At 69.4% G+C, this 20,627-nt stretch carries 16 protein-coding genes; 6 read left to right on the forward strand and 10 right to left on the reverse strand.

Features of this window, described 5'->3' with window-relative positions; genetic code table 11:
• Positions 1-18 precede the first annotated feature (18 nt).
• Positions 19-1,425 carry an AdeC/AdeK/OprM family multidrug efflux complex outer membrane factor gene (gene adeC / locus RBT54_RS03060; protein ID WP_320364193.1) on the forward strand — a complete coding sequence of 469 codons (1,407 nt, stop codon included), beginning with the start codon at positions 19-21 and terminating at the stop codon, positions 1,423-1,425.
• Between the two features lie 126 nt (positions 1,426-1,551).
• The gene (locus RBT54_RS03065; RefSeq protein WP_320363983.1) at positions 1,552-2,805 is read left to right on the forward strand and encodes a GTP-binding protein; all 1,254 of its coding nucleotides are present in this window, start codon (positions 1,552-1,554) and stop codon (positions 2,803-2,805) included.
• A gap of 69 nt (positions 2,806-2,874) precedes the next feature.
• On the opposite strand, the gene RBT54_RS03070 is transcribed toward RBT54_RS03065, so the two are convergent.
• From RBT54_RS03070 to RBT54_RS03080, 3 genes are all read right to left on the reverse strand, one after another.
• Positions 2,875-3,378 carry an AAA family ATPase gene (locus RBT54_RS03070; protein ID WP_320363985.1) on the reverse strand — a complete coding sequence of 168 codons (504 nt, stop codon included), beginning with the start codon at positions 3,376-3,378 and terminating at the stop codon, positions 2,875-2,877.
• Between the two features lie 25 nt (positions 3,379-3,403).
• On the reverse strand, positions 3,404-3,895 hold the full coding sequence (locus RBT54_RS03075; RefSeq protein ID WP_320363987.1) for a hypothetical protein: 492 nt from the start codon (positions 3,893-3,895) through the stop codon (positions 3,404-3,406).
• A gap of 172 nt (positions 3,896-4,067) precedes the next feature.
• Complete coding sequence (locus RBT54_RS03080; RefSeq protein ID WP_320363989.1) at positions 4,068-4,544, reverse strand: bacteriohemerythrin; 477 nt, start codon at positions 4,542-4,544, stop codon at positions 4,068-4,070.
• A 238-nt stretch (positions 4,545-4,782) separates the two neighbouring features.
• Between RBT54_RS03080 and RBT54_RS03085 the strand changes: the two genes are divergently transcribed.
• A complete protein-coding gene (locus tag RBT54_RS03085; RefSeq protein ID WP_320363991.1) occupies positions 4,783-6,336 on the forward strand; it encodes a DUF2868 domain-containing protein in 1,554 nt (517 codons plus the stop codon).
• Positions 6,333-7,751, forward strand: coding sequence for a GTPase/DUF3482 domain-containing protein (locus tag RBT54_RS03090; protein ID WP_320363993.1), 1,419 nt, complete (start codon positions 6,333-6,335; stop codon positions 7,749-7,751). Before RBT54_RS03085 ends, RBT54_RS03090 begins: the two co-directional genes overlap by 4 nt.
• Positions 7,752-7,759: 8 nt before the next feature.
• Here the strand turns inward: RBT54_RS03090 and RBT54_RS03095 are convergent, their stop codons facing one another.
• From RBT54_RS03095 to RBT54_RS03105, 3 genes are all read right to left on the reverse strand, one after another.
• Positions 7,760-8,785: a dihydroorotate dehydrogenase-like protein gene (locus RBT54_RS03095; protein ID WP_320363995.1), complete on the reverse strand. Its 1,026-nt coding sequence runs from the start codon at positions 8,783-8,785 to the stop codon at positions 7,760-7,762.
• A complete protein-coding gene (nifJ, locus tag RBT54_RS03100; RefSeq protein WP_320363997.1) occupies positions 8,778-12,440 on the reverse strand; it encodes a pyruvate:ferredoxin (flavodoxin) oxidoreductase in 3,663 nt (1,220 codons plus the stop codon). The genes RBT54_RS03095 and nifJ overlap by 8 nt, the downstream gene beginning before the upstream one ends.
• 162 nt (positions 12,441-12,602) lie before the next feature.
• Positions 12,603-12,890: a type II toxin-antitoxin system HicA family toxin gene (locus RBT54_RS03105; protein ID WP_320363998.1), complete on the reverse strand. Its 288-nt coding sequence runs from the start codon at positions 12,888-12,890 to the stop codon at positions 12,603-12,605.
• A gap of 106 nt (positions 12,891-12,996) precedes the next feature.
• Between RBT54_RS03105 and RBT54_RS03110 the strand changes: the two genes are divergently transcribed.
• Positions 12,997-14,076, forward strand: a complete 1,080-nt coding sequence (locus tag RBT54_RS03110) for a hypothetical protein (protein WP_320364000.1) — start codon at positions 12,997-12,999, stop codon at positions 14,074-14,076.
• An 87-nt stretch (positions 14,077-14,163) separates the two neighbouring features.
• Here RBT54_RS03110 and RBT54_RS03115 read toward each other — a convergent pair whose 3' ends face one another.
• From RBT54_RS03115 to RBT54_RS03130, 4 genes are all read right to left on the reverse strand, one after another.
• Positions 14,164-15,153: a hypothetical protein gene (locus RBT54_RS03115; protein ID WP_320364002.1), complete on the reverse strand. Its 990-nt coding sequence runs from the start codon at positions 15,151-15,153 to the stop codon at positions 14,164-14,166.
• Between the two features lie 5 nt (positions 15,154-15,158).
• Complete coding sequence (locus tag RBT54_RS03120; RefSeq protein WP_320364004.1) at positions 15,159-17,093, reverse strand: hypothetical protein; 1,935 nt, start codon at positions 17,091-17,093, stop codon at positions 15,159-15,161.
• Between the two features lie 13 nt (positions 17,094-17,106).
• Positions 17,107-18,003 carry an SH3 domain-containing protein gene (locus tag RBT54_RS03125; protein ID WP_320364006.1) on the reverse strand — a complete coding sequence of 299 codons (897 nt, stop codon included), beginning with the start codon at positions 18,001-18,003 and terminating at the stop codon, positions 17,107-17,109.
• A gap of 148 nt (positions 18,004-18,151) precedes the next feature.
• Positions 18,152-19,858, reverse strand: coding sequence for an ATP-binding domain-containing protein (locus RBT54_RS03130; RefSeq protein WP_320364008.1), 1,707 nt, complete (start codon positions 19,856-19,858; stop codon positions 18,152-18,154).
• A gap of 136 nt (positions 19,859-19,994) precedes the next feature.
• On the opposite strand from RBT54_RS03130, the gene RBT54_RS03135 reads away from it, so the two are divergent.
• On the forward strand, positions 19,995-20,615 hold the full coding sequence (locus RBT54_RS03135; protein WP_320364010.1) for a MarC family protein: 621 nt from the start codon (positions 19,995-19,997) through the stop codon (positions 20,613-20,615).
• Positions 20,616-20,627: the final 12 nt, after the last annotated feature.

Genomic DNA, 20,627 nt, shown 5'->3' on the forward strand with positions numbered 1-20,627 from the left:
ATGACCAAGTACGCAACAATGCTGCCGCTGCGCGGCCTGGTGGTGGCGCTGGCCGCCACCATGCTCGGCGCGTGCTCGATGATTCCGGTCTTCGAGCGCCCGGCGGCGCCCGTGCCGGCGACCTTCCCGCAGGCGGCACCGACCGAGGCCTCGGCGCTCGCGCCGCTGGCCGACGCCATCGCGTGGCGCGACTACTTCGCCGACGAACGCCTGCGCAACGTGATCGCGCTCGCGCTCGACAACAACCGCGACCTGCGCGTCGCTGCGCTCAACATCGAGCGTGCGCGTGCCCAGTACGGCATCCAGCGCGCCGACCTGTTCCCCTCGATCGCGGTCAGCGGCGGGCAGAGCGCGCAGCGCGTGCCGGGCGACCTGAGCATGACGGGTGACGCCAACGTCAGCCGCCAGTACTCGGCCAACCTCGGCTTTGCCAGCTACGAGCTCGACTTCTTCGGCCGCGTGCGCAGCCTGGAAGAGCAGGCGCTGCAGACTTATCTGGGCACCGAAGACGCTCGTCGCAGCGCGCAGATCAGCCTGGTTGCCGAGGTCGCCAATGTCTGGCTACGCCTGGCGGCCGACCGCGAGCGCCTGGCGCTGGCACGCGACACCTTCGAGACGCGGCAGAAGTCCTTCGAACTCACCCGGCGCAGCCTGGAGCTCGGCGCAGTGTCGGCGCTCGACCTGCGCCAGGCCGAGACCCTGATGCAGACCGCGCGCGCCGATGCCGCGCGCTACGCCGCGCTGGTGGCACAGGACGAGAACGCGCTCGCGCTCGTGGTGGGTGCCGGCGTGCCGGCCGAGTTGCAGCCCGATGCGCTGAGCGCGCGTCTCGCGGCGGTCACCGAGCTGCCCGCCGGCGTGCCCTCCGAGGTGCTCGGCCGCCGCCCCGACATCGTCCAGGCCGAGCGCGCGCTGATGGCCGCCAACGCCAGCATCGGCGCCGCGCGCGCCGCCTTCTTCCCGCGCATCACGCTCACCGCCAGCGCCGGCACCGCGAGCAGCTCGCTCGACGGCCTGTTCGACGGCGGCTCGGGCGCATGGAGCTTCGTGCCGCAGATCCGCCTGCCGATCTTCGAGGCCGGGCGGCTGCAGGCCAGCCTGGACGTGGCCGAGATCCAGCGCGACATCAACGTCGCCCAGTACGAGAAGGCGATCCAGTCCGCCTTCCGCGAGGTCGCCGACGCGCTCGCCGAGCGCGCCACGCTGGCCGAGCAGCTCGACGCCCGGCGCAAGCTGGTCGAAGCCACGAAGCAGAGCTTCGAGCTGTCGGACGCGCGCTACAGGGGCGGGGTCGATAGCTACCTCAACCTGCTCGACGCCCAGCGCAGCCTGTACGGCGCCGAACTCGAGCTCATCGCCACCCGCCTGTCGGACGCCACCAACCGCGTCGCGCTCTACAAGGCGCTGGGCGGCGGCTGGCAGTGATGTGGCATTAGGCGCGGCGCCGAGGACGCGGCCGAATTCGCGGCCAAGGCCGCTCCCACGGTGCACCGGGCAAGCTCGCGGGCTTGCCCCCGAACGCTCATCGTCGGCTGCGCTACACTGCCCCGAATGAACGCAACCAGCACTCCACACGAACCCGCCGCCGGCGCTGCACCCGACGCCGACCGCCGCATCCCGGTGACGCTCCTCACCGGTTTCCTCGGCGCCGGCAAGACCACGCTGCTGAACCACCTGCTGCGCCAGCCGCAGATGGACGGCAGCGCGGTGCTGATCAACGAGTTCGGCGCGGTCGGTGTCGACCATCACCTGGTCGAGAAAGTGGATGAGAGCCTGGTCGTGCTCGACTCCGGCTGCATCTGCTGCAGCGTGCAGGGCGACCTGGTGCGGGCGCTCAAGGGCCTGTTCATGCGCGCGCTGCGGCGCGAACTGAAGGGCCTGCACCGGGTGCTGATCGAGACCACCGGCCTGGCCGATCCGGCGCCGGTCATCCATACGCTGATGGCGGAGCCTTTCCTGTCCGAGCGCTACCGGCTCGACGGCGTGGTGACCGCGGTCGACGTCACGCATGCGCTCGATCAACTCGCCAACCACAACGAGGCCGTGCGCCAGGTGGCGATGGCCGACCGGCTGCTGCTGACCAAGTGCGATCTTGCGGATGCTGCACAACGCGAAGCGGTCGCCGCCCGTCTCGCCCTGCTCAACCCCGGCGCGCGTCAGGTCGAGGTTCGGGGCGGGGCGGTGGCGCCCGACGAGGTCTTCGGCTGCGGGCTCTACGATCCGACCGGCAAGGTGCCCGACGTCGCGGCCTGGCTGGGTGAGGAAGCGGTCCGCGCAGCCCGGCGCCCGCTTGCGGCCGGCACATGGTCGCGGTCGTCGCCGCGCGCGGGCGGGGCGTCGGCCCATGAACCGGCTGCGGCCCTCCCGGCAGGGGATCGGAATGGCTCAGGCGCGGCGCTGGCGGGAGCGGGCTTGCCCGCGAGTCCCGATCTGCCTGCAAGCGCGGCACCGCAGCGCGAACGGCCGCGCCACGATGCCGGCGTCACCAGCTTCGTGCTGCGCTTCGACGAACCGCTGTCCTGGTACGAGTTCTCCGATGGCCTGGCGCTGCTGTTACAGGTGTACGGCGCGCGCATCCTGCGCATCAAGGGCCTGCTCAACGTCGCCGGCGATCCGCTGCCGCGGGTGCTGCAATGCGTGCAGCACAGTGTCTACCCGCCCACCAGCCTGCCCGCCTGGCCCGACACGCCGCCCTACGACGATCGCCGCAGCCGGCTGGTGTTCATCGTGCGCGACCTGGCGCAGGGCGAGGTGGTGTCGATTCTCGGCAGCTTCACCGGGCAGGTGCCACACTCCGCGGCTTGATGCGCGCCACCTTTCACCGTAGGGCTGCCGGGCACGGCCGAGCGGCCCATTCACGCGCGGGCCGGCGCGTCATGGCTCCACGCGGAACTCCTGTACCGCTTCGATCTCGGGCAGGGTGATGCGCAGCCGCCAGCGCCCGACCTCGAGCGCCGCACTGGTCGCCACCAGGCTGCCGGGGCGGACCAGGCGATGGCCGAGTGGCAGGGCGGTGCCCGTATCGTCGGCACGTTCAAGCGCCAGACTGAGTGCCAGCTCGGCCGGCGCGGGCTGACCGGTGGGGCCGACCAGGTCGATGGCAAAGCTCACCTGGCGCGCGGCGTCCTGTGTCATGCGCCCGCGTACTTCCCAGATGTTGGCCGTGCCGTGGAAGATCACCCCGCCGCGCTCGGCGCCGGGTGAGGCGGCAATCGGCCCGACCGCGTTGAGGCGCGCCTCGTGGTGCACGAAAAAGATCATGCCGACGAAGGCCGCGATCAACAGCATAAACAGGCCGCCGATGATACCGACCAGTACTCGTGCGCTGCGTACCTCGGCGGCGGCCGGCTGCTGGACCGGTGCAGAAGAGCGTGTCATGGCTGTCGTGCCCGATCGCCCGCGCTCAATCGCAGGTCGCGCGGCATTCGCCGCTCGCGCAGTCTGCCGCCTCGACGGTGCAGGTCGCCCTGGTGCGCATCACCATGCGCTGCTCGTTCTCGTAGTCGCAGATCAAGCGGGTCAGGTTGTTCTTCTTCTCGGCACTCATCTTCAAGGCCTTCGAGGCGCGAAGGAGGTCGGTTTCGAGGTTGCAGTTCAGGTAGCCGCTGAAGTCGCCATTCGCCGACTCCCACAGCGCGGTGTTCTTCACTGCCTTGTAGTTCTCGAAGCTCGAGCAGGTGACGGCGTCGCGCCCGTAGAGGCGGGCGTTGTCGCCGCAAAAGCCCATGAAGGTGTACTGCAGTTCGGCCTCGTTGGGGCAGGGGGCAACCTGCACCGCGGCGTTCAGGGCGGGGCACGATAGGGTTTCGGCCTGCGCCGGGCTGGCGAGCAGGGCAGCGGGCAGGGCAAGGGACAGCAGGGCCAGCCTGACCCGGGTGGTGAGCGGCATTGTCATGATCTCGGCAAAATGGATCGGAGGAGGTTCAAGAGCGGGGTTACAAGCGTTGGTGCGCGGACTCAGGTGGACCTTGGGCGACTCCCCTGATCAGGTTGGGCCTGATCGGGTCGGGCTTGAATCGGTCGGGTTCGGCAGATAGGGATGGCTCAACTGCGGCCGCGTGTGGCGATCACCAGAACTTCCACCACCATTTGCGCTTTTTCATTGCGTCTTCGACATGATCGGACCACTTGCTGGCGCCGCCCGCCTCCAGGAAGAAAGCTCCAAAGCGCTTGTCCGCCTCGTTGATGTGGCGCGTGAGCCAGACCTTCAGAAAGTGCAGGAGTTCGAAGGTGATCGTGGCCTGCCCGGAATCGAGCTTGTCCTGCAGGGCCTTGACCTGGCCGATCAGGTCTTCGTGGTTCTGCTTGTGCGCGGCGAAATCGGGATAGTTGGACACCCGCATCAGGCTTTCCTCGACGGCAAAATGCGTGCGCGTGTAGTCCGCCAGCTTGTCGAGGATCTCGCGTGAAGTGGCCGTGCCGTGATGCTCCTGAATGGCGACGTGGAGTTGGTTGAGCAGGTCGACGAGTTCCTTGTGCTGCTCATCGATTTCTTGCAGGCCGACACTGAAATCGTCGGACCAGTGAAAGAGGTCGGTGGTCATGCTCGAATCCAAGGCTGAGATGGACAGCCGAAAGGCTAACCCGTTTTGCCCGCACCGAATTGACTCTGATCAAGTTGAGCCGGGTTCTCATCCGTTTGCCATGTGATGACCTGTTGGTCCGACGCGGCGCAGCGAATGCAGGAAGTCGGTTGCCGTCGCCTGTCGTCGTGCGTCGTGCAGGGGAAGGTTGTTATCCTTCGGTATGCGATCCGGTCCCGATAACGCCCCAATTCCACGCGTGCCTCCGTCGTCCTCCTCTCAATCTCCGCGCGCGCCTCGCGGCGCTGCCGCGGCGGGGTGGTTCGACCCGCTCGCGCAGCGCTGGCTGGCCGAACTGGTGCGCCGCCATGAGGAACGCCACGGCGCATTGGACGACGCGCGCATCCATGCCGATGCGCGCGCCGCAGCGTCCGATTTCGAGGGTCGGCTGCTCCATCGGGCTGATGCGCTCGGCGCGCGCGAGGGTTGGCGCGAGGCGATCCTGCGCTGGCAGGCACGGGCGCGTGTGCTGCTGTTTGCCGCCGCGCTGCTGGCGCTGGTGCTCGGTTTCGGCGCCGCGGCCGGCGTGCTGGGCGACGGCACGCGGCCAGTGAATGTGTTGTGGACGCTGGGCGGGCTGCTCGGCGTGCACCTTTTCAGCCTGCTGCTGTGGCTGGTGACGCTGGCGCTACAGGGCGGGGCGCGCGGCGGCTTCCAGCACGGTGGAGTGCTCGGCCGCGCCTGGCTGGCGCTGACCGGCTTCCTCGATCGCAGCAAGGCGGCGGCCGACCTGCCGCTGGCGCTGGGCGGCCTGCTCGGGCGTGGGCGGCTCGCGGCCTGGGGCGTGGGCGCGGCCAACCATGCGCTGTGGTTCGCCGCGCTGCTCGGCGCCACGCTCGGCGTGCTCGCGCTGCTCGCCACCCGGCGCTACGGCTTCGTGTGGGAGACCACCATCCTGCCGGCGGACACCTTCGTCACGCTGAGCGCCGCGCTCGGCGCACTGCCGGGCATGCTCGGCTTTCCGGTGCCGGATGCGGTCACGGTGGCGGCGAGCGGTGACGCGCCGATGCTGGACGAGGCCGGCCGGCGTGCGTGGGCGGGCTGGCTGGTGGGCGCGGTGGTGGTCTACGGCGTGCTGCCGCGGCTCATGCTCGCGCTGTTCTGTGTGCTGATGTGGCGGCGCGGCACGCGAAGGCTGGCGCTCGATCTGTCGCGCCCAGGCTATGCCCGCCTGCGCCCGCTGCTGATGCCCGATAGCGAACGCATCGGCGTGCGCGACCCGGCGCCGGCGGCGATGCCGTGGCCGCGACGGCACGCCGCGCTCGCCAATGGCGACGGCGGCGTGCTCGCGGTGGCGCTCGAACTCGGCGACGATCTGGCGTGGCCGGACGTCCTCGATGCACGATCGGCGCCCGATGACGCGCGGGGGATGACGACCGCGCCGGATTCGGCGCCAGCGCGCCACTGGGACGACGGCGGTCGCCTCGACAGCCGCGAGCAACGCCGCGCCACGCGCGAATTTTTCGCGGCGCATCCGCCCAGGCGCCTGCTGGTGGCGGTCGATGCGCGCCAGACCCCGGACCGCGGCAGCCTCGGCCTGATCGCCGAGCTGGCCGATCATGCGCAGTCGATCCGGGTCTGGCTGGCCGGCGCAGCGGGTGAGCTGGTCGGCCTGGACAGCGACGTGGCGTCGCTCGGGCGGCTGCGCCAGTGGCGCGAAGGCCTGGCCGGCATCGGTCTCGGCGAGGGCGTGGCGCTGCTTGATGCCGCTGCCGCGCGCGCCTGGCTGGAACACGGAGATGCAGCGCGATGAGCGACATCCTGCGCGTGGCCGTGGTCGGCCACACCAACACCGGCAAGACCTCGCTGCTGCGCACGCTGGCGCGCGACGTCGGCTTTGGCGCGGTGTCGGATTCGGCCGGCACCACCCGCCACGTCGAGGGCCTGCGCCTGATGGCCGACGGCGTGCCGGCGGTGGAGCTGTTCGACACCCCGGGCATGGAGGACGCGATCGCGCTGCTCGAGTTCATCGACGGCCTGGTCGCGCATGGCGAGCGCGTCGACGGCCCCGAGCGCGTGGCGCGCTTTCTCGCCCGCGACGAGGCCGCCGGCCGCTTCGAGCAGGAGGCCAAGGTGCTGCGCCAGATGCAGGCGAGCGATGCCGCCCTGTACGTGGTCGATGCGCGTGACCCGGTGCTGCCCAAGCACCGTGACGAGCTCGATCTGCTCGCCGCCTGCGCGCGGCCGCTGCTGCCGGTGCTCAACTTCGTTGCCGCGCCCACGGCCCGGGTGGATGACTGGCGCACCGCGCTGGCCCGCCTCGGCCTGCACGCGGTGGTGAGCTTCGACACCGTGGCGCCGCCGCTCGATGGCGAGCGCGAACTGTTCGAGACGCTGGCCACCCTGATCCACGCCCACCGCGCCCGCCTGCAGGCGCTGATCGACGCCCGCGCGCGCGAGTCCGACGCCCGCCGCGAGGCCGCCCGCCGCCTCGTGGCCGAGCTGCTGGTCGAGCTGGCGGCGGTGCGCGACCGTCTCGACGAAGCCACCGACGCCGACAGCGACGCCGTGTTGCAGGCCACTGTCGCCCGCCTGCGCGAGGATGTGCGCAGGCGTGAGCAGGCCTGCGTCGATGCGTTGCTGCGCCTGTACCGCTTCCGCCCCGACGACGCGCGCATGGACGCGCTGCCGCTCACCGACGGGCGCTGGGACGACGACCTCTTCAACGCCGAGACCCTGCGCCAGATGGGTGTGCGCCTCGGCACCGGCGCCGCTGCGGGCGCGGCGGCCGGGCTCGGCGTTGACCTGATGGTCGGCGGCCTCACGCTGGGCGCGGCGGCTGCGCTCGGCGCCATTGCCGGCGGGCTGTGGCAGACCTTCGGCCACTACGGCGAGCGCATCGCCGCCAAGCTGCGAGGGCATCGCGAGCTCACCGTGGACGACGCCATCCTGCGCATCGTCGCGCTACGCCAGCGCGAACTGCTGGCGGCGCTGGAGGGTCGCGGCCATGCGGCGATGAAGCCGATCGAGGTGGGCGGAGGGGCGGCAAGCGCCGGCGGGAGCCGCCTGCCGGTGGCCGAGGCGACGGATCCGCTGACCCGCCAATGGCGCACCGGCAGCCTGCCCGGTGCACTGAGCCGCGCCCGCGCCCATCCGGAATGGGCGCTGGGCGAAGGCGATGACGACAAGGACGACGCAGTCGCCGAGCTGGCGTTGGAGCTCGGCTGAGCCCCTCCTCAGTAGCGCACCCCCGGCGGCGGCGTGAACGAGTCGATCGCGTTGAGGTAGGCCGCGCGCGCAAACGCGCTCGGGTCGGTGAGCTTGCGCTGGCTCATCGAGCCCTTGAGCTGCTCGACCGACGCGTACTCGCGCTCGCTCATCCAGCGCGTCATGCCTTCGAGCACGGTGGCGATGCTCTGCGGTCCGTTCTGCAGCAGCGCGCTCGCCATGTGCACCACGTCTGCGCCCGCGAGCAGCATCTTCAACGCGTCGTCGGCGCCATGCACGCCGCCGGTTGCGGCCAGGCTCAGGCCGGTGTGGCCGCGCAGCAGGGCGATCCAGCGCATGGTCAGCAGGCCGTCGGCGGGCGTGGACAACTGCACGCGATCGACCACCGACAGGGTCTCGAGGTCGATGTCGGGCTGGAAGAAGCGGTTGAACAGCGACACGCCTGCGCCGCCGGCGGCTTCGATCCGGGCGACGAAATTGGGCAGCGAACTGAAGAAGGGCGACAGCTTCATCGCCACCGGGATACTCACCACCGTCTTCAGTTCGCGCAGCAGCGCGAGGTAGCGTTCTTCGAGCGCCACGGCGCCCAGCGCCGGATCGCTCGCCATGTACCAGGCGTTGAGCTCGAGCGCGTCGGCGCCGGCTGCTTCCATCTCCTTGCCCAACTCGACCCAGCCCGACAGCGAGTTGCCGTTGAGGCTGGCGATGACCGGGATGGCCAGGCGCGCCTTGAGGCGCTCGATCTGTTCCAGGTAGGTGTCGAGCTTGCTCTGGTAGCCGGCGTCGGCGGGCAGGTGGCCGGCCGACTCGCCAAAGGTGTCGGGATGGACCAGGAAGCGGTCCATCATGCGCTCGTCGTTGGCGACGTCTTCCTCGAACAGCGAGTGCATCACGATCGCCGCGGCGCCGGCGTCTTCCATGTGCAGCACCGGGTCGAGCGTGCGGCTGAGCGGCGTGGACGAGGGCACGATCGGGTTCTTCAGCGTCAGGCCGAGATAGGTGGTGCGCAGCTCGGGCGTATTCAGGTCAGCCATTTTGGGTGTCTCCGGTGCGGGCGGCCGCTTGCGGGGCAGCGTCTTCCTTCGCAGCGCCGTCGGGGGGAGCGTCGCCCATCCCGGGCAGCGCAGCCAGTTCGGTGTACTCGTGGTGGCGCTGGCGGGCGTGGCGCTCGGCCTCGTCCAGGAAGCGGGTCGAGGCCTCGGGGTTCTGCCGTTCCAGCACGGTGAAGCGCGCCTCGTTACGGGCAAAGTCTCGGTAGGGCACGCTCGGCGCCGCGCTGTCGACCGACAGCGGGTTGCGGCCCTGCGCGCGCAGGCGCGGGTCGTAGCGCAGCAGCGGCCAGTGGCCGGACTTCACCGCCAGGTCCTGCTGGTGGTGGTTGAAGGACATGTCCACGCCGTGGGCGATGCAGGGGCTGTAGGCGATGATGATCGACACCCCCGGGTAGCTCTCGGCGTCGAGGAAGGTCTTGAGCGTGTGCACGTCCTTGGCGCCGTAGGCCACCTTGGCGACGAAGACGTTGTCGTAGTCCATCGCGATCTTCGCCAGGTCCTTCTTGTGCGAGGGCTTACCGCCGGCGGCGAACTTGGCCACCGCGCCCATCGGCGTGGCCTTGGAATTCTGCCCGCCGGTGTTGGAATACACCTCGGTGTCGAGCACCAGGATGTTCACGTCCTCGCCCGAGGCCATCACGTGGTCCAGCCCGCCAAAGCCGATGTCGTAGGCCCAGCCGTCGCCGCCGATGATCCACACGCTGCGCCGGATCAGGTATTCCGCCAGGGCGGCGAGCTGGCGCGCGGCCGCGGTGTCGATCGCCGCGAGCTTCTGGTTCAGCAACGCCACGCGTTCGCGCTGCTCATGGATGCCGGCCTCGGAGTGCTGGTCGGCGCCGAGCAGGGCAGCGACCAGATCGGCGCCGAGCGCCTCGCCGTGCGTCACCGCCAGCGCCTGCAGCTGGGTGCGCGCGGCGGCGCCGAGCTGGTCGGTGGCCAGGCGCATGCCGAGGCCGAATTCGGCGTTGTCCTCGAACAGCGAGTTGTTCCACGCCGGGCCGCGGCCGTCGGCGTCGGTGGTGTAGGGCGTGGTCGGCAGGTTGCCGCCGTAGATCGACGAGCAGCCGGTGGCGTTGGCCACCATCATGCGGTCGCCGAAGAGCTGGGTGGCCAGGCGGATGTAGGGCGTCTCGCCGCAGCCCACGCAGGCGCCGGAGAACTCGAACAGCGGCTGCAGCAGCATCGAGCCCGGGATCGTCGTGCGCTTGGCGCTGCGGCGATCGAGGTCGGGCAGGCGCAGGAAGTAGTCCCAGTTCTCGGCTTCCTGGGCGCGCAGCGGCGGCTGCGGCGCCATGTTGAGCGCCTTGTGCGAGACGTTGGACTTGTCGCGGATCGGGCACACATCCACGCACAGCGTGCACCCGGTGCAGTCCTCGGGCGCCACCTGGTAGCTCATGTGGGTGCCGGCGGGGTAGTCCTTGCTGCGCGCCGGAACGTGCTTGAACGCGGCCGGCGCGTCGGCCGCGCGATCAGCCGTGAACACCTTGGCGCGGATTGCCGAGTGCGGGCACACGAACACGCACTTGCCGCACTGGGTACACAGCTTCTCGTCCCACACCGGGATCTCGAGCGCGAGGTTGCGCTTTTCATGGCGCGCGGTGCCGCTCGGCCAGGTGCCGTCGACCGGCAGCAGCGACACCGGCAGCGCGTCGCCCTTGCCCTTGATGAGCGGGATGGTGACGCGGCGGGTGAAGGCGTCGAGGCCGTCAGCCACGATGGGCGCTGTCCCGGTGGTGTCGGCGGCGGCCAGCGTTGCCGGCACGTCCACGCGCTGCAGCGCGGCCACGGTGGCGTCGATGGCGCGGTAGTTCTGCTCGGCGATGCGCCGGCCCTTGCGGCCGTAGGTCTTCTCCACCGCATGCTTGATCGCGGCGATCGCCTGGTCCTGCGGCAGGATGCCGGAGATGGCGAAGAAGCAGGTCTGCATCACGGTGTTGATGCGCCGCCCCATGCCGGCCTCGAGCGCGACCTGATAGGCGTCGATGACATAGAAGCTGATCCTCTTGTCGACGATGGTGCGCTGCATGGTCGGCGGCAGCGCGGCCCACACCTTGTCGGCGGGCTCGCTGGCATTGAGCAGGAACACCGCGCCCGGCGCGGCGTGGGCGAGCACGTCGTGCTGCTCGATGAAGAGCGGCTGGTGGCAGGCGACGAACTTCGCGTCGCTTTCGCCGGTGAGGTAGGCGGAGCGGATCGGCTGCGGGCCGAAGCGCAGGTGCGACACCGTCATCGCGCCGGATTTCTTCGAGTCGTAGACGAAATAGCCCTGGGCGAAGAGCGCGGTCTCGTCGCCGATGATCTTGATCGAGTTCTTGTTGGCCGACACCGTGCCGTCCGAGCCCAGGCCGTAGAACACCGCGGCGAAGGCGTCGGCGGCGGCGTCGGTGCGGAAGGCGGGGTCCCAGGGCAGCGACAGGCCGGTGACGTCGTCCTCGATGCCGATCGTGCACCGGCGGCGCGGCTGGGGCTGCTGCAACTCCTTGAGGATCGCGCACACCATGGCCGGATTGAACTCCTTCGAGCCCAGGCCGTAGCGCCCGCCGATGACCTTGGGCATGGCGGCGAAGCGCGGCGTGGCGTCGGCCTGGTCCTCGGCCAGCGCCACCACCACGTCCTTGAACAGCGGCTCGCCGTCGGCGCCCGGTTCCTTGCAGCGGTCGAGCACCGCCAGGCTACGCACGGTTTGCGGCAGCGCGGCCAGCAGGGCCGCAGCGTCGAGCGGACGGAACAGGCGCACCTTGAGCAGGCCGACCTTCTCGCCGCGGGCGGTGAGGTGGGCGACGGTTTCTTCCACCGTGTCCGCGCCCGAACCCATGATCACGATCACGCGCTCGGCATCCGGCGCGCCGACGTAGTCGAACAGGTGGTAATGGCGACCGGTGAGCGCGGCGAATTCGTCCATCGCCTGCTGCACCACGGCAGGGAAGGCGTCGAACCAGGGGTTCTGCGCCTCGCGCGCCTGGAAGAACACGTCCGGGTTCTGCGAGGTGCCGCGGATCACCGGATGCTCGGGCGACAGCGCACGCGCGCGCTGCGCAGTGATGCGCGCGTCCGGCAGCAGCGCGTGCAGGACCTCGTCGGGGATGAAGTCGATCTTGGCGACCTCGTGCGAGGTGCGAAAGCCATCGAAGAAATGCAGCACCGGGATGCGTCCGGCCAGCGTCGCCGCGGTGGCGATGGCGGCGAAGTCGTGCGCCTCCTGCACCGAGTTGGAGGCGAGCAGGGCGAAGCCGGTGGCGCGGGTGGACATCACGTCGGAGTGGTCGCCGAAGATCGACAGCGCATGGGTGGCGAGCGCGCGTGCCGCGACATGGAACACCGTCGGCGTGAGCTCGCCGGCGATCTTGTACATGTTCGGGATCATCAGCAGCAGGCCCTGCGAGGCGGTGAAGGTGGTGGCCAGGGCGCCGGCCTGCAGCGCACCATGAACCGCGCCGGCGGCGCCGCCTTCGGACTGCATCTCCACCACCCGCGGCACGCTGCCCCAGATGTTGGTCTTGCCGTGGGCGGCCCATTCGTCGGCCAGTTCGCCCATGTTGGACGAGGGCGTGATGGGGTAGATCGCGATCACTTCGGATGCGCGGAAGGCAACGGAAGCGGCGGCTTCGTTGCCGTCGATTGTGATCTTTGTAGTCATGGCCTGATCTCTCTGCGGGCTTCGTAGGCACCCACTTTACTGCGGGCGTGTGAATCACCATACGAATATCTTGCGGCGCAGCATTTGACATTTGTCATGGAATCCAGCCATGAAAAAAATCGATGCATGACCGTAACCAGGCGTCTGTGGTCCGCGTCCAGCCTACTGCTGAGTCTGTTGCATCTGGTCGTACTGCGAGGGCGTCATGCCGGCACTGGCGAGGAACTCACGCAAAGCCTTCACCGCCTGCTTGCCGAACTCGTTGCTGTGGTGCGGGTGGTGCAGGTAGAACTCGTGGCGGTTGATGACGATGCGAAAGCGTGCGCCGTGGCCCGATTCGACGACCGCGCCGAGGTGATGGAGCAGTGATTCCACCTCGCGCCATTGCAGGTTGCCGGCCGGGGGGTCGCGGAAGATCGCTTCCAGGGTGTGGCGGTGCTTGTTGCTCATGGTGCGCTCCGGTGGGTGGAGGGGCCTTGTCATCGTAGCCCACACTCAACTTACCCGCGCGGATGCCGTTTACAACGCTGTCGGTGTTTGCTTTAAAGGTCTGTCCATGAAAGTCGCTGCCTTCAGTGTCGAGCTCCAGTCTTCGCACTATCGTGCGCAGTCGCTGGAAGTCAGCGAGCGTCTTGATGTTTGGCGTGATGCATCCAGCGCAGCAGGGTCGCGCGGGGCGACGGAGCACGAAGGGGCGCAGCAGCAGGGGCGCGTGCAGATCTCGCCGGCCGGGCAGATCGCGCTGGCGAGCGAGGCCGCCACGGTGGAAGCAATTGCCGAGGACGAGATCGACAGCGATCCACGTTTGGCCATGCTGGTGCGGATGATCGAGTTCCTCACCGGTGAGCCGGTGCGCCGCTTCAAGCTCAGCGAGCTCGACCCTGCCACTGCGGCGGAGCCGCCCGCAGCGGCGTCGGCAGGCCAGGGCGAGGTGCGCGCCGGCGTGGAGCAGGGCGCTGCACGACGCGTCGGCTTCGGCATGGAGTACGACTTCAGCGCCACCTACACCGAGTCCGAGCAGACCGCGTTCGGCGCGGCGGGCGTGGTGCGCACCGCCGACGGCGCCGAGATCCGCTTCGAGCTCGGCTTCTCGATGGCACGCAGCTACAGCGAGTCGGTGTCGGTCAGCGTGCGCGCGGGCGATCAGCGTCTGAAGGATCCGCTGGTGCTCGATTTCGGCGACCCGGCTGCGGCCCTGTCTGATGTGCGCTTCGACTTCGACCTCGACGGCGACGGCAGCAAGGAGCTATTGCCGTTGATGGGCGGCAGCGGCTTCCTCGCCTTCGACCGCAATGCTAACGGCCGCATCGACGACGGTCGCGAGCTGTTCGGGCCGGCCAGCGGCGACGGCTTCGCCGAGCTCGCCGCGCTCGACAGCGACGGCAACCAGTGGATCGACGAGGCGGACGCCGCGTGGTCGCAGCTGCGGCTGTGGCAACCCGATGCCGACGGCAAGGGCCGGCTGCAGACCCTGAACGAGGCCGGCGTCGGCGCCTTCTACCTTGGCCGGGTCGACACCCCCTTCAGCCTCAAGGACGCCGCCAACGACACCCTGGGCCTGATGCGCGCGAGCGGCATCTACCTGCGCGAGGATGGGGGTGTCGGGACAGTGAGCCAGGTCGACCTTCGAGTCTGAGCGGGCAGTGGCACCCGTCCGCAACACAAGAATCCGGGCGCGCGGCTAGCGGGCATGCCGCCTGCGAGGTGACATGCCCGTCGGGTCTTACAATGCGTCGACCTTGAGCTGCAGGCGCTTGAGCATCGGGCCCACCTGCTGGGGGGCGCCCATCACGCGCGCGAACTCCGCTACGCGCATCGGGCGTTCCGGTGCGATCGAGATCCTCGCACCCTCACCCGTGCCATTCACGAGCCCGACCCAGGCTGCGCAGGCGTCCTTTGGGGCGGGCAGCATGCTTGCAAGCTCCTGCTCGCAGCCGCGCACCTGCTGGGCGACGTCCGCTTCGAGCGCAGCCTTGCGCTGCTTGAGCGGGTCGCCCTTGAGCGGGTCGACCGGGTACTTGTAGCGCTGCTCGATCAGGCCGCGACGGGCGAAGTAGCCCAGGTCGCGCACGGCTGCGGAGGTCTTGCCGATCTCGATCGACTCGAGGGCACCAAGCGCCCCCAGCATGCCGCCCCCAAAGGGGTTGCCCGCCATTGCGGCAGCGTTGGCGAGCTCGGCGGGGTCGGGCAGGTTGCCGAGTTCAAAGCTGGCCTCCGCCGCCAGCAGGTCCGGCAGGGTCGCCCGATACTCCAGCCCCAGGCTTCGTTCGCGTTCCTTGTCCTTGTAGTCGGCCTTCACGTAAAGGTCGAACGGTTGCAACTCGTTGCGGCCGCTTGCGTGGAGCAAGGGCTTGAGCGCGTCGGCCGCGCTCTTCTGGCCGGTCGGCATCTGGATGCCGCTGAGGTCGAGCGTGACCCGCTTTCGCTCCTTGCTGTCCTCGTAGTCCGATATGGCGACGCGATCGATGTCGATGTCGAGCTTGCCGACCAGCGGGTTCTCGCTGCGAATGGCAAGGCCGTCGATGGTGATCGTGCCGCCCAGAGGGGTCGAGCTGACTGCGCGCCAGCTGACCTGGCCGCTCAGCTCGTTGTCGTACACCCAGTCTTCCAACTGCTTTTCCGCCTTGCTGCTGGCGTAGGCGCCGAGGCCGAGATAGCCGCCGATGGCGACGGCGAGGACGGCGGGTGCGATGAACTTGATGTGTTTCTGCATGAGGGTCATTCCTGTGCGCCTGACTGCGTGTAGCGGTCAGGCCATACGGCGCGCACCTGGTCCTTGGCTCGCTCAGGGGTCCATTCCGGCTGCCCGAGGCGATGGCGGGTGAGTTTGAGCGGGTCGCGGAGGTCGGCGCAGCCGTCCTTCTCGCAGTTGACGACGGTCTTGGTGGCGAGTTGGGTGAGCGGCAGCCCTGCCGCGTCGAGCGCCTTGCTGTCCAGGCTTGCATCGGCGGTGACGAAGTACCAGCCCTTGGACAGCTTCTCGGCGTTGCCGGCAAGCAGTTGGGCCTCATAGGGGAAGTCCACGTGACCACCTTCGTCGGTCGTGTCGCTGACGCGGACGATCAGGCTCACCGGCTTGCTGCGACCACCCATCAACTGTGCGAAGTCGTTCGCACCGTCCAGGTCATCGACCAGCTGGGCCATCAGCTGCTGCGGGTCACGCGCGAGCCTGCCAAATCCCTCGTAGACCCGCAGCTCGCTCTCGGCCTGCATCGCGATCTGCTGCAGGCGCTGCCGCTCGGCGCGCTCGCGTTCGGCGGCCTGGCGTTGTGCCAGCTCGGCCAGCTTGCGCTCGTGATTGAACAGGTGGTTGACCGCGTGGTTGGGATCGAAACCGAGCTGTTTGCTGCGCCAGTCGCGCTGCATCACGACCTCGTACAACCAGGCGTCGCGCTGCCCCTGCAGCAGGCCTTGCTGGAGGTTGCGCATGGCGTAGACGCGGACCGAGTTGACGCGCGGGCCTTGCTGTTCCAGCTCGGCGATCGGTTGCATCAAGGTGCTGCGGATGGTGTCGAGGTTGCGGAACAGGTCGACCTTCTCGGTCAGCGCGACGATGAACAGGCTGCCTGCCTGCCAGGTGCCGTTGTGACGGTCCCGCGGCAACTGCGCCAGGTAATGGACGCCATTGTCCGCATCGCTGCCGAGCAGCAGCAGGAGGTTCTGCGCGTCGTCGAAGCCGGCGATCGGCCACGCGGTGTTGCCGTTGACGATGGGCAGGCCGCGGTTGAAGGTGGCCTTGATCTTGCGGAGCAGCACGCCGTCGCTGCGCATGATGTTTAGCTCGCCTTCGCCAGTGGCGAAGCCGTCGCTCCCGCAGGTCGGGCCTTTCGATTCGACGCGCAGGAACTCCTCGGCGACGTCGGGCTTGTAGCCGACGCGATAGCGGCAACCCGCCTGGTCGCGCAGCTCGGTCAGGAAGCTCGCGCCTGCCAGCACCGTGTCCTCCCGTGGCGGGGTCCAACCGGCAACACCGAAATCTGCACGTGCGGGTTGCGCGGCAACTGCGACTGCGGCCGGCGCTGCGGGCTCGCTCGGTGTCGGGGCCGGAGCCTCAACGGGTGCCGCGGCCGGTGCAGGGGCTGGTGCGACAGCGGGGGCTGGTGCGACAGCGGGGGCTGCAGTTGGCGCGGAAGCGGCAACCGGAGCCGGCGCGGGCGCTGTTGCTGGGGGTGTCGCTGAGGCAGGCGCTGGTGCAGCCTCGGCCGCAGCCGGGGCTGGCGCAACTGCCGGTGCTGCGGCAGTTGCGGGCTTATCTGCGGGGGCCGGCTCGGCGGTGGGCGCCGGCGCGCTGGCGAGCGCTGCCTTCGGCTGGGCGGCGAGCGCGAGCCAGCCGCCGGCCTTCTCGCTGAGGCCGTTGCGGGCTTCGCTGCCGCTTGCATCGACGCTCTTCCACTGCGTGGTTGCGGCTTGCGGGCACTCCTTGGCAAGCAGGCCGCCCAGGCGAGGCATCAGGCGCTCGACCGCTTCCAGGCTGGGCTCGCCACCGAAGGCGAAGCGCATCTGCAGGGCGGGGGCGCACCAGGGCTCGCCGGCGCGGTGGTCTACGAATACTTCAACATTTTCTGCTTTCGAGAACGCCAGGCGGTGGCTTGCGTCGCCGGCAAAGGCGGAGAGGCTGAGCGCAAGCAGCCCGAGGACAGGGTATCGCTTCATGTTGGTGCAGCCCTCAGGTCAGTTCCCAGGCGCCGTCAGCGGCCTGGCAGGCCTTGACGTTCTGCTGCTCGCGCTTGCCTTCGGCGTTGACGGTGTATTCCAGGGTGCGGCAGGTCGTGGTCGCGGCGACCTTGTCCTCGACGACCGGCATGCTGTCCAAGTCGAAGCCCTGGCTCTGGGCGCTGGTGACGTCCATGGCGTCGAGGTCGGTTGCGGTGTTGGCCGGCTTCGCGGCCTGGGTCTGCGTGGTTGCGGCCTTGGCGACCTGCTGGCGGGCGGAGACGGGTTCGACCAGCGGCGCGAACACATAGCCCACGGTCACGCCACGGCGGCCCACCGCGAGCCAGTTGTTGTCGGTGCGGCCGATCGCGGTGAAGGTGCTGCCTGCGGCCAGTCCGCCGACTTTCTCGGCGCTGGCGTCGGGGGCGCTGCGCACGTTGGCGCTCTTTATGGCGCGGTAGGGCTTGTTGATGACCTGCAGATTGGAGACGGACTGTACCTTGGCCGTACGCTTGACTGCCATCTCGCGGCTGACCTGCTCGGTCGACACCGGCACGATCGTGGCCGATGCGCCGCTGTGGTCCGATTTCCAGGTCATGGTCTGGCCGTCTCCGGCGCTGTCCAGCACCTGCTGGGTCTGCATGGCCAGGGCCTCGCGGTCGCGCTCGTCGAGGCTCGCGCCGATGGACTTGCCCAGCATGCCGCCGGCAAGGGCGCCGATCACCATGGCTGCGGTGCGACCGCCGCCCTTGCCGATCTGGCTGCCGAGCAGTATGCCGGCTGCTGCGCCAACCACGGTGCCGATGTTCTCCTTGTTGAAGGCGTCGCTCTGCGGCATGTTGGCGCAGCCGGTGGTCATGCCGACGCACGCGGCGACTGCGAGTGCTGTGAGTTTCTTGCGAGTGGTCATGAGCGGATGGATCTCGGATTATTGAGCGGGTAACGAATTGTTACGCGATGATGCCATGGAGGGCATCCTGCTCAAGGTGCGTATATTCCGGATGAGTTGTGAAGTTATTCACGTGTAAGCCGAAATTGATGTCTCGAATCCGCCCGTATCACCTTCCGCTAGTGTCGAGATACCCCGGTGAGTCCGGTCGGGGACCAGCTTCCAGGGCCTGCGCACAACGCTCCGACGCCACCATGATCAGCTTCATCGTCGCCCGAGTTGCGCCGACGAAGAGCTTGCGCATGGTGAGCTCGTCCATGGCCTCGCCCGTGGTCTCGAAGTCGATCTCGGTGAAGATGATGCAGGGCGCCGATTGCCCCTTGAAGCGGTACACCGAGTCGATCAGCAATTCGCCGTGCGAGTGCTCGGGTTCGCCGAGCAGGTCATAGCGGCCGGTGAAGGCGCGCAGGCGGTGGGGGCCGAGCTGATCGAGCGCGGTGAAGCGCGAGTGTTCGCGACCGCGGAAGGTGAGCAGCACGATCATGTCGCGCCGAAAGCCGAGGCCGAGCGCGCGCGTGATCGCGCGCTTGGTGGCCTCGAGCAGGCTGGCCTCGTCGTGCCAGATCAGCACCTCGGGTTCGCTGTCGGTCACCGGGCTGCCGGCGCGGATCGGCGCCGGCAGCGGCAGGCGGGCGTTGAGCAGGGCGAGCACGTCGGCCGGGGTGCGGTAGTTGGTGTCGGCGGTGAGGCCAACCCAGCCCGGCAGTGCCACCGGCGCGCGGTCGTAGAGGTTCTGCAGCGGGTCTTCCAGCCACCACGCGCGCCCGCCCGGCTTGAGCAGCGCGAGCAGGGCGTCGCGCCAGGGCTCCATGAAATCCTGGCCCTCGTCGATGATCAGCTCGTCGAACTGCCAGTCGGCGGTGGTGTGGGTGGCGACCAGCGCGGCGAAGTCGGCCTCCATGCGGCGGAAGGCGCCGGGCGCGCCGAAGGCCGGCTTGCGCCCGGCGTCGCGCAGGCGGCGGTCGCAGAGCTGGTGGAAGGTGGCGACCTCGCCGCCGGCCGGCGCGATGCGCGCGAAGTGGTCGGCGAGCGGGCGGTTGTAACAGACGTACAAGGGGCGCCTGCCGGCGGCGAGCGCGTCGGTGTAGGCGGCGAGCGCGAGCTGGGTCTTGCCGCTGCCGGCGGTGGCGGTCACGCGCAGGCGGTGCGGTGTCATGTCGATGCGACGCGCCCATTCGGTGAGCCCGCCCGACAGCCGGGTGGTGAGGTCGTCGGCCTGGCCGATGTGGGCCTGCACATCGGGCACCAGCTCCAGGATGTCGGCGAAGAAGCGGTGCAGCGCCTGCAGGCGGGCAGGCTCGGCAGGCGGGTCGCCAGCCCGCGGCGCGGTCAGGTCGTGCACGATGGTGGCGAAGGCGTCGCGCCGGCTGGCGTCGACGATGCGCGCCGGATCGAGCCCGGCGCTGCCGGGCTGGCGCACGTGGTAGTCGGGGCAGAACAGAAGGATGTCGAGCACCGGCTCGGCGCCGGCCAGCAGCGGACGCAGGCGGGTGCGCAGCTCGTCGGCGCTGCGGGCGAGTTCATGGCTGATGTGCTGCGCGCGCTTGCGCCCCGGGCGCATCAGGCCGTCGGCGGTCTCGTCGAGGAAGCCCGCATGCTGCTCGATCAGCAGCACCCGTCCGCCCGGGCCGACCACGGCGAAGGCGATCTCGCCGAACACCAGGTGCGCGCCCTCGGCGCGCGTCCAGTGCAGGCCGTGGTAGATCGTCCATGCGCGCGGCAGCGCCGCGGCCAGCAGCGCGAGCGTGGCGCGCTCGCGCCCGCGGGCGCCGGCGGCGGGGAGCTGTTGCCAGCCTTCGGGGTGGGTTCGGGCCATCAGGCGTTCCGTGGGGGATGTGCACACAGGTTGGCACGAGCACGCGTTCGAGGCGCAAGTTTAACAAGCGATCGGCTATGCTCCCGCGCTTGCTCGCGCTGCGTCCCCCGCGCCGCGCCCCCCGGATACGGAAACCATGGAAACACTGAAGGTCTTCATCACCTTGCTGGCGCTGATCAACCCGTTCGGCGCGATCCCGATGTTTCTCAGCCTCACCGCCGGGCAGTCGGCGCGCGAGCGGAAGAGCACGATCAACACCGCAGCGGTCGCCACCGCGATCGTGGTCGGCGCGGCGGCGCTGTTCGGTCAGAGCCTGCTGGGGATCTTCGGCATCTCGATCGCCTCGCTGCAGGTCGGCGGCGGCATCCTGCTGTTCATCCTCGCGCTCAACATGTTCAACGCCGAGCCGGGGCGCATCCGGTCGACGCCGGAAGAGGAGCACGAGGCAACCGAGCGCTCGAACGTCGCCGTCGTGCCGCTGACGATTCCGCTGCTCACCGGGCCGGGCACGGTCAGCACCGTGATCATTCACTCCGAGCAGGTGCAGCACTGGTGGGACATGGTGGCACTGCTGGTGATCGGGGCGGTGATGGGCGGGGTGGTGTGGGTGTGCTTCCGCATGGCGGGACGGATCAGCCGCTATGCCGGCCAGACCGGCCTGAACATCATGACGCGCCTGATGGGCCTGGTGCTCGCGGCGCTTGCGGTCGAATTCGTCGCCCACGGCGTGCGCGCGCTCGCGACCGGAGTTGGCTAGCGAGCGTGCGGA

The organism is Thauera sp., assembly GCF_034003485.1.
In the GTDB taxonomy this organism is placed as follows: Bacteria; Pseudomonadota; Gammaproteobacteria; order Burkholderiales; family Rhodocyclaceae; genus Thauera.

Bases quoted from the DNA above. Each gene is read 5' to 3' on its own strand.
- adeC (WP_320364193.1), top strand. From the start codon at position 19: ATGCTGCCGCTGCGCGGCCTGGTGGTGGCGCTGGCCGCCACCATGCTC.
- RBT54_RS03065 (WP_320363983.1), top strand. From the start codon at position 1,552: ATGAACGCAACCAGCACTCCACACGAACCCGCCGCCGGCGCTGCACCC.
- RBT54_RS03070 (WP_320363985.1), bottom strand. From the start codon at position 3,378: ATGACACGCTCTTCTGCACCGGTCCAGCAGCCGGCCGCCGCCGAGGTA.
- RBT54_RS03075 (WP_320363987.1), bottom strand. From the start codon at position 3,895: ATGACAATGCCGCTCACCACCCGGGTCAGGCTGGCCCTGCTGTCCCTT.
- RBT54_RS03080 (WP_320363989.1), bottom strand. From the start codon at position 4,544: ATGACCACCGACCTCTTTCACTGGTCCGACGATTTCAGTGTCGGCCTG.
- RBT54_RS03090 (WP_320363993.1), top strand. From the start codon at position 6,333: ATGAGCGACATCCTGCGCGTGGCCGTGGTCGGCCACACCAACACCGGC.
- RBT54_RS03095 (WP_320363995.1), bottom strand. From the start codon at position 8,785: ATGGCTGACCTGAATACGCCCGAGCTGCGCACCACCTATCTCGGCCTG.
- nifJ (WP_320363997.1), bottom strand. From the start codon at position 12,440: ATGACTACAAAGATCACAATCGACGGCAACGAAGCCGCCGCTTCCGTT.
- RBT54_RS03105 (WP_320363998.1), bottom strand. From the start codon at position 12,890: ATGAGCAACAAGCACCGCCACACCCTGGAAGCGATCTTCCGCGACCCC.
- RBT54_RS03110 (WP_320364000.1), top strand. From the start codon at position 12,997: ATGAAAGTCGCTGCCTTCAGTGTCGAGCTCCAGTCTTCGCACTATCGT.
- RBT54_RS03115 (WP_320364002.1), bottom strand. From the start codon at position 15,153: ATGCAGAAACACATCAAGTTCATCGCACCCGCCGTCCTCGCCGTCGCC.
- RBT54_RS03120 (WP_320364004.1), bottom strand. From the start codon at position 17,093: ATGAAGCGATACCCTGTCCTCGGGCTGCTTGCGCTCAGCCTCTCCGCC.
- RBT54_RS03125 (WP_320364006.1), bottom strand. From the start codon at position 18,003: ATGACCACTCGCAAGAAACTCACAGCACTCGCAGTCGCCGCGTGCGTC.
- RBT54_RS03130 (WP_320364008.1), bottom strand. From the start codon at position 19,858: ATGGCCCGAACCCACCCCGAAGGCTGGCAACAGCTCCCCGCCGCCGGC.
- RBT54_RS03135 (WP_320364010.1), top strand. From the start codon at position 19,995: ATGGAAACACTGAAGGTCTTCATCACCTTGCTGGCGCTGATCAACCCG.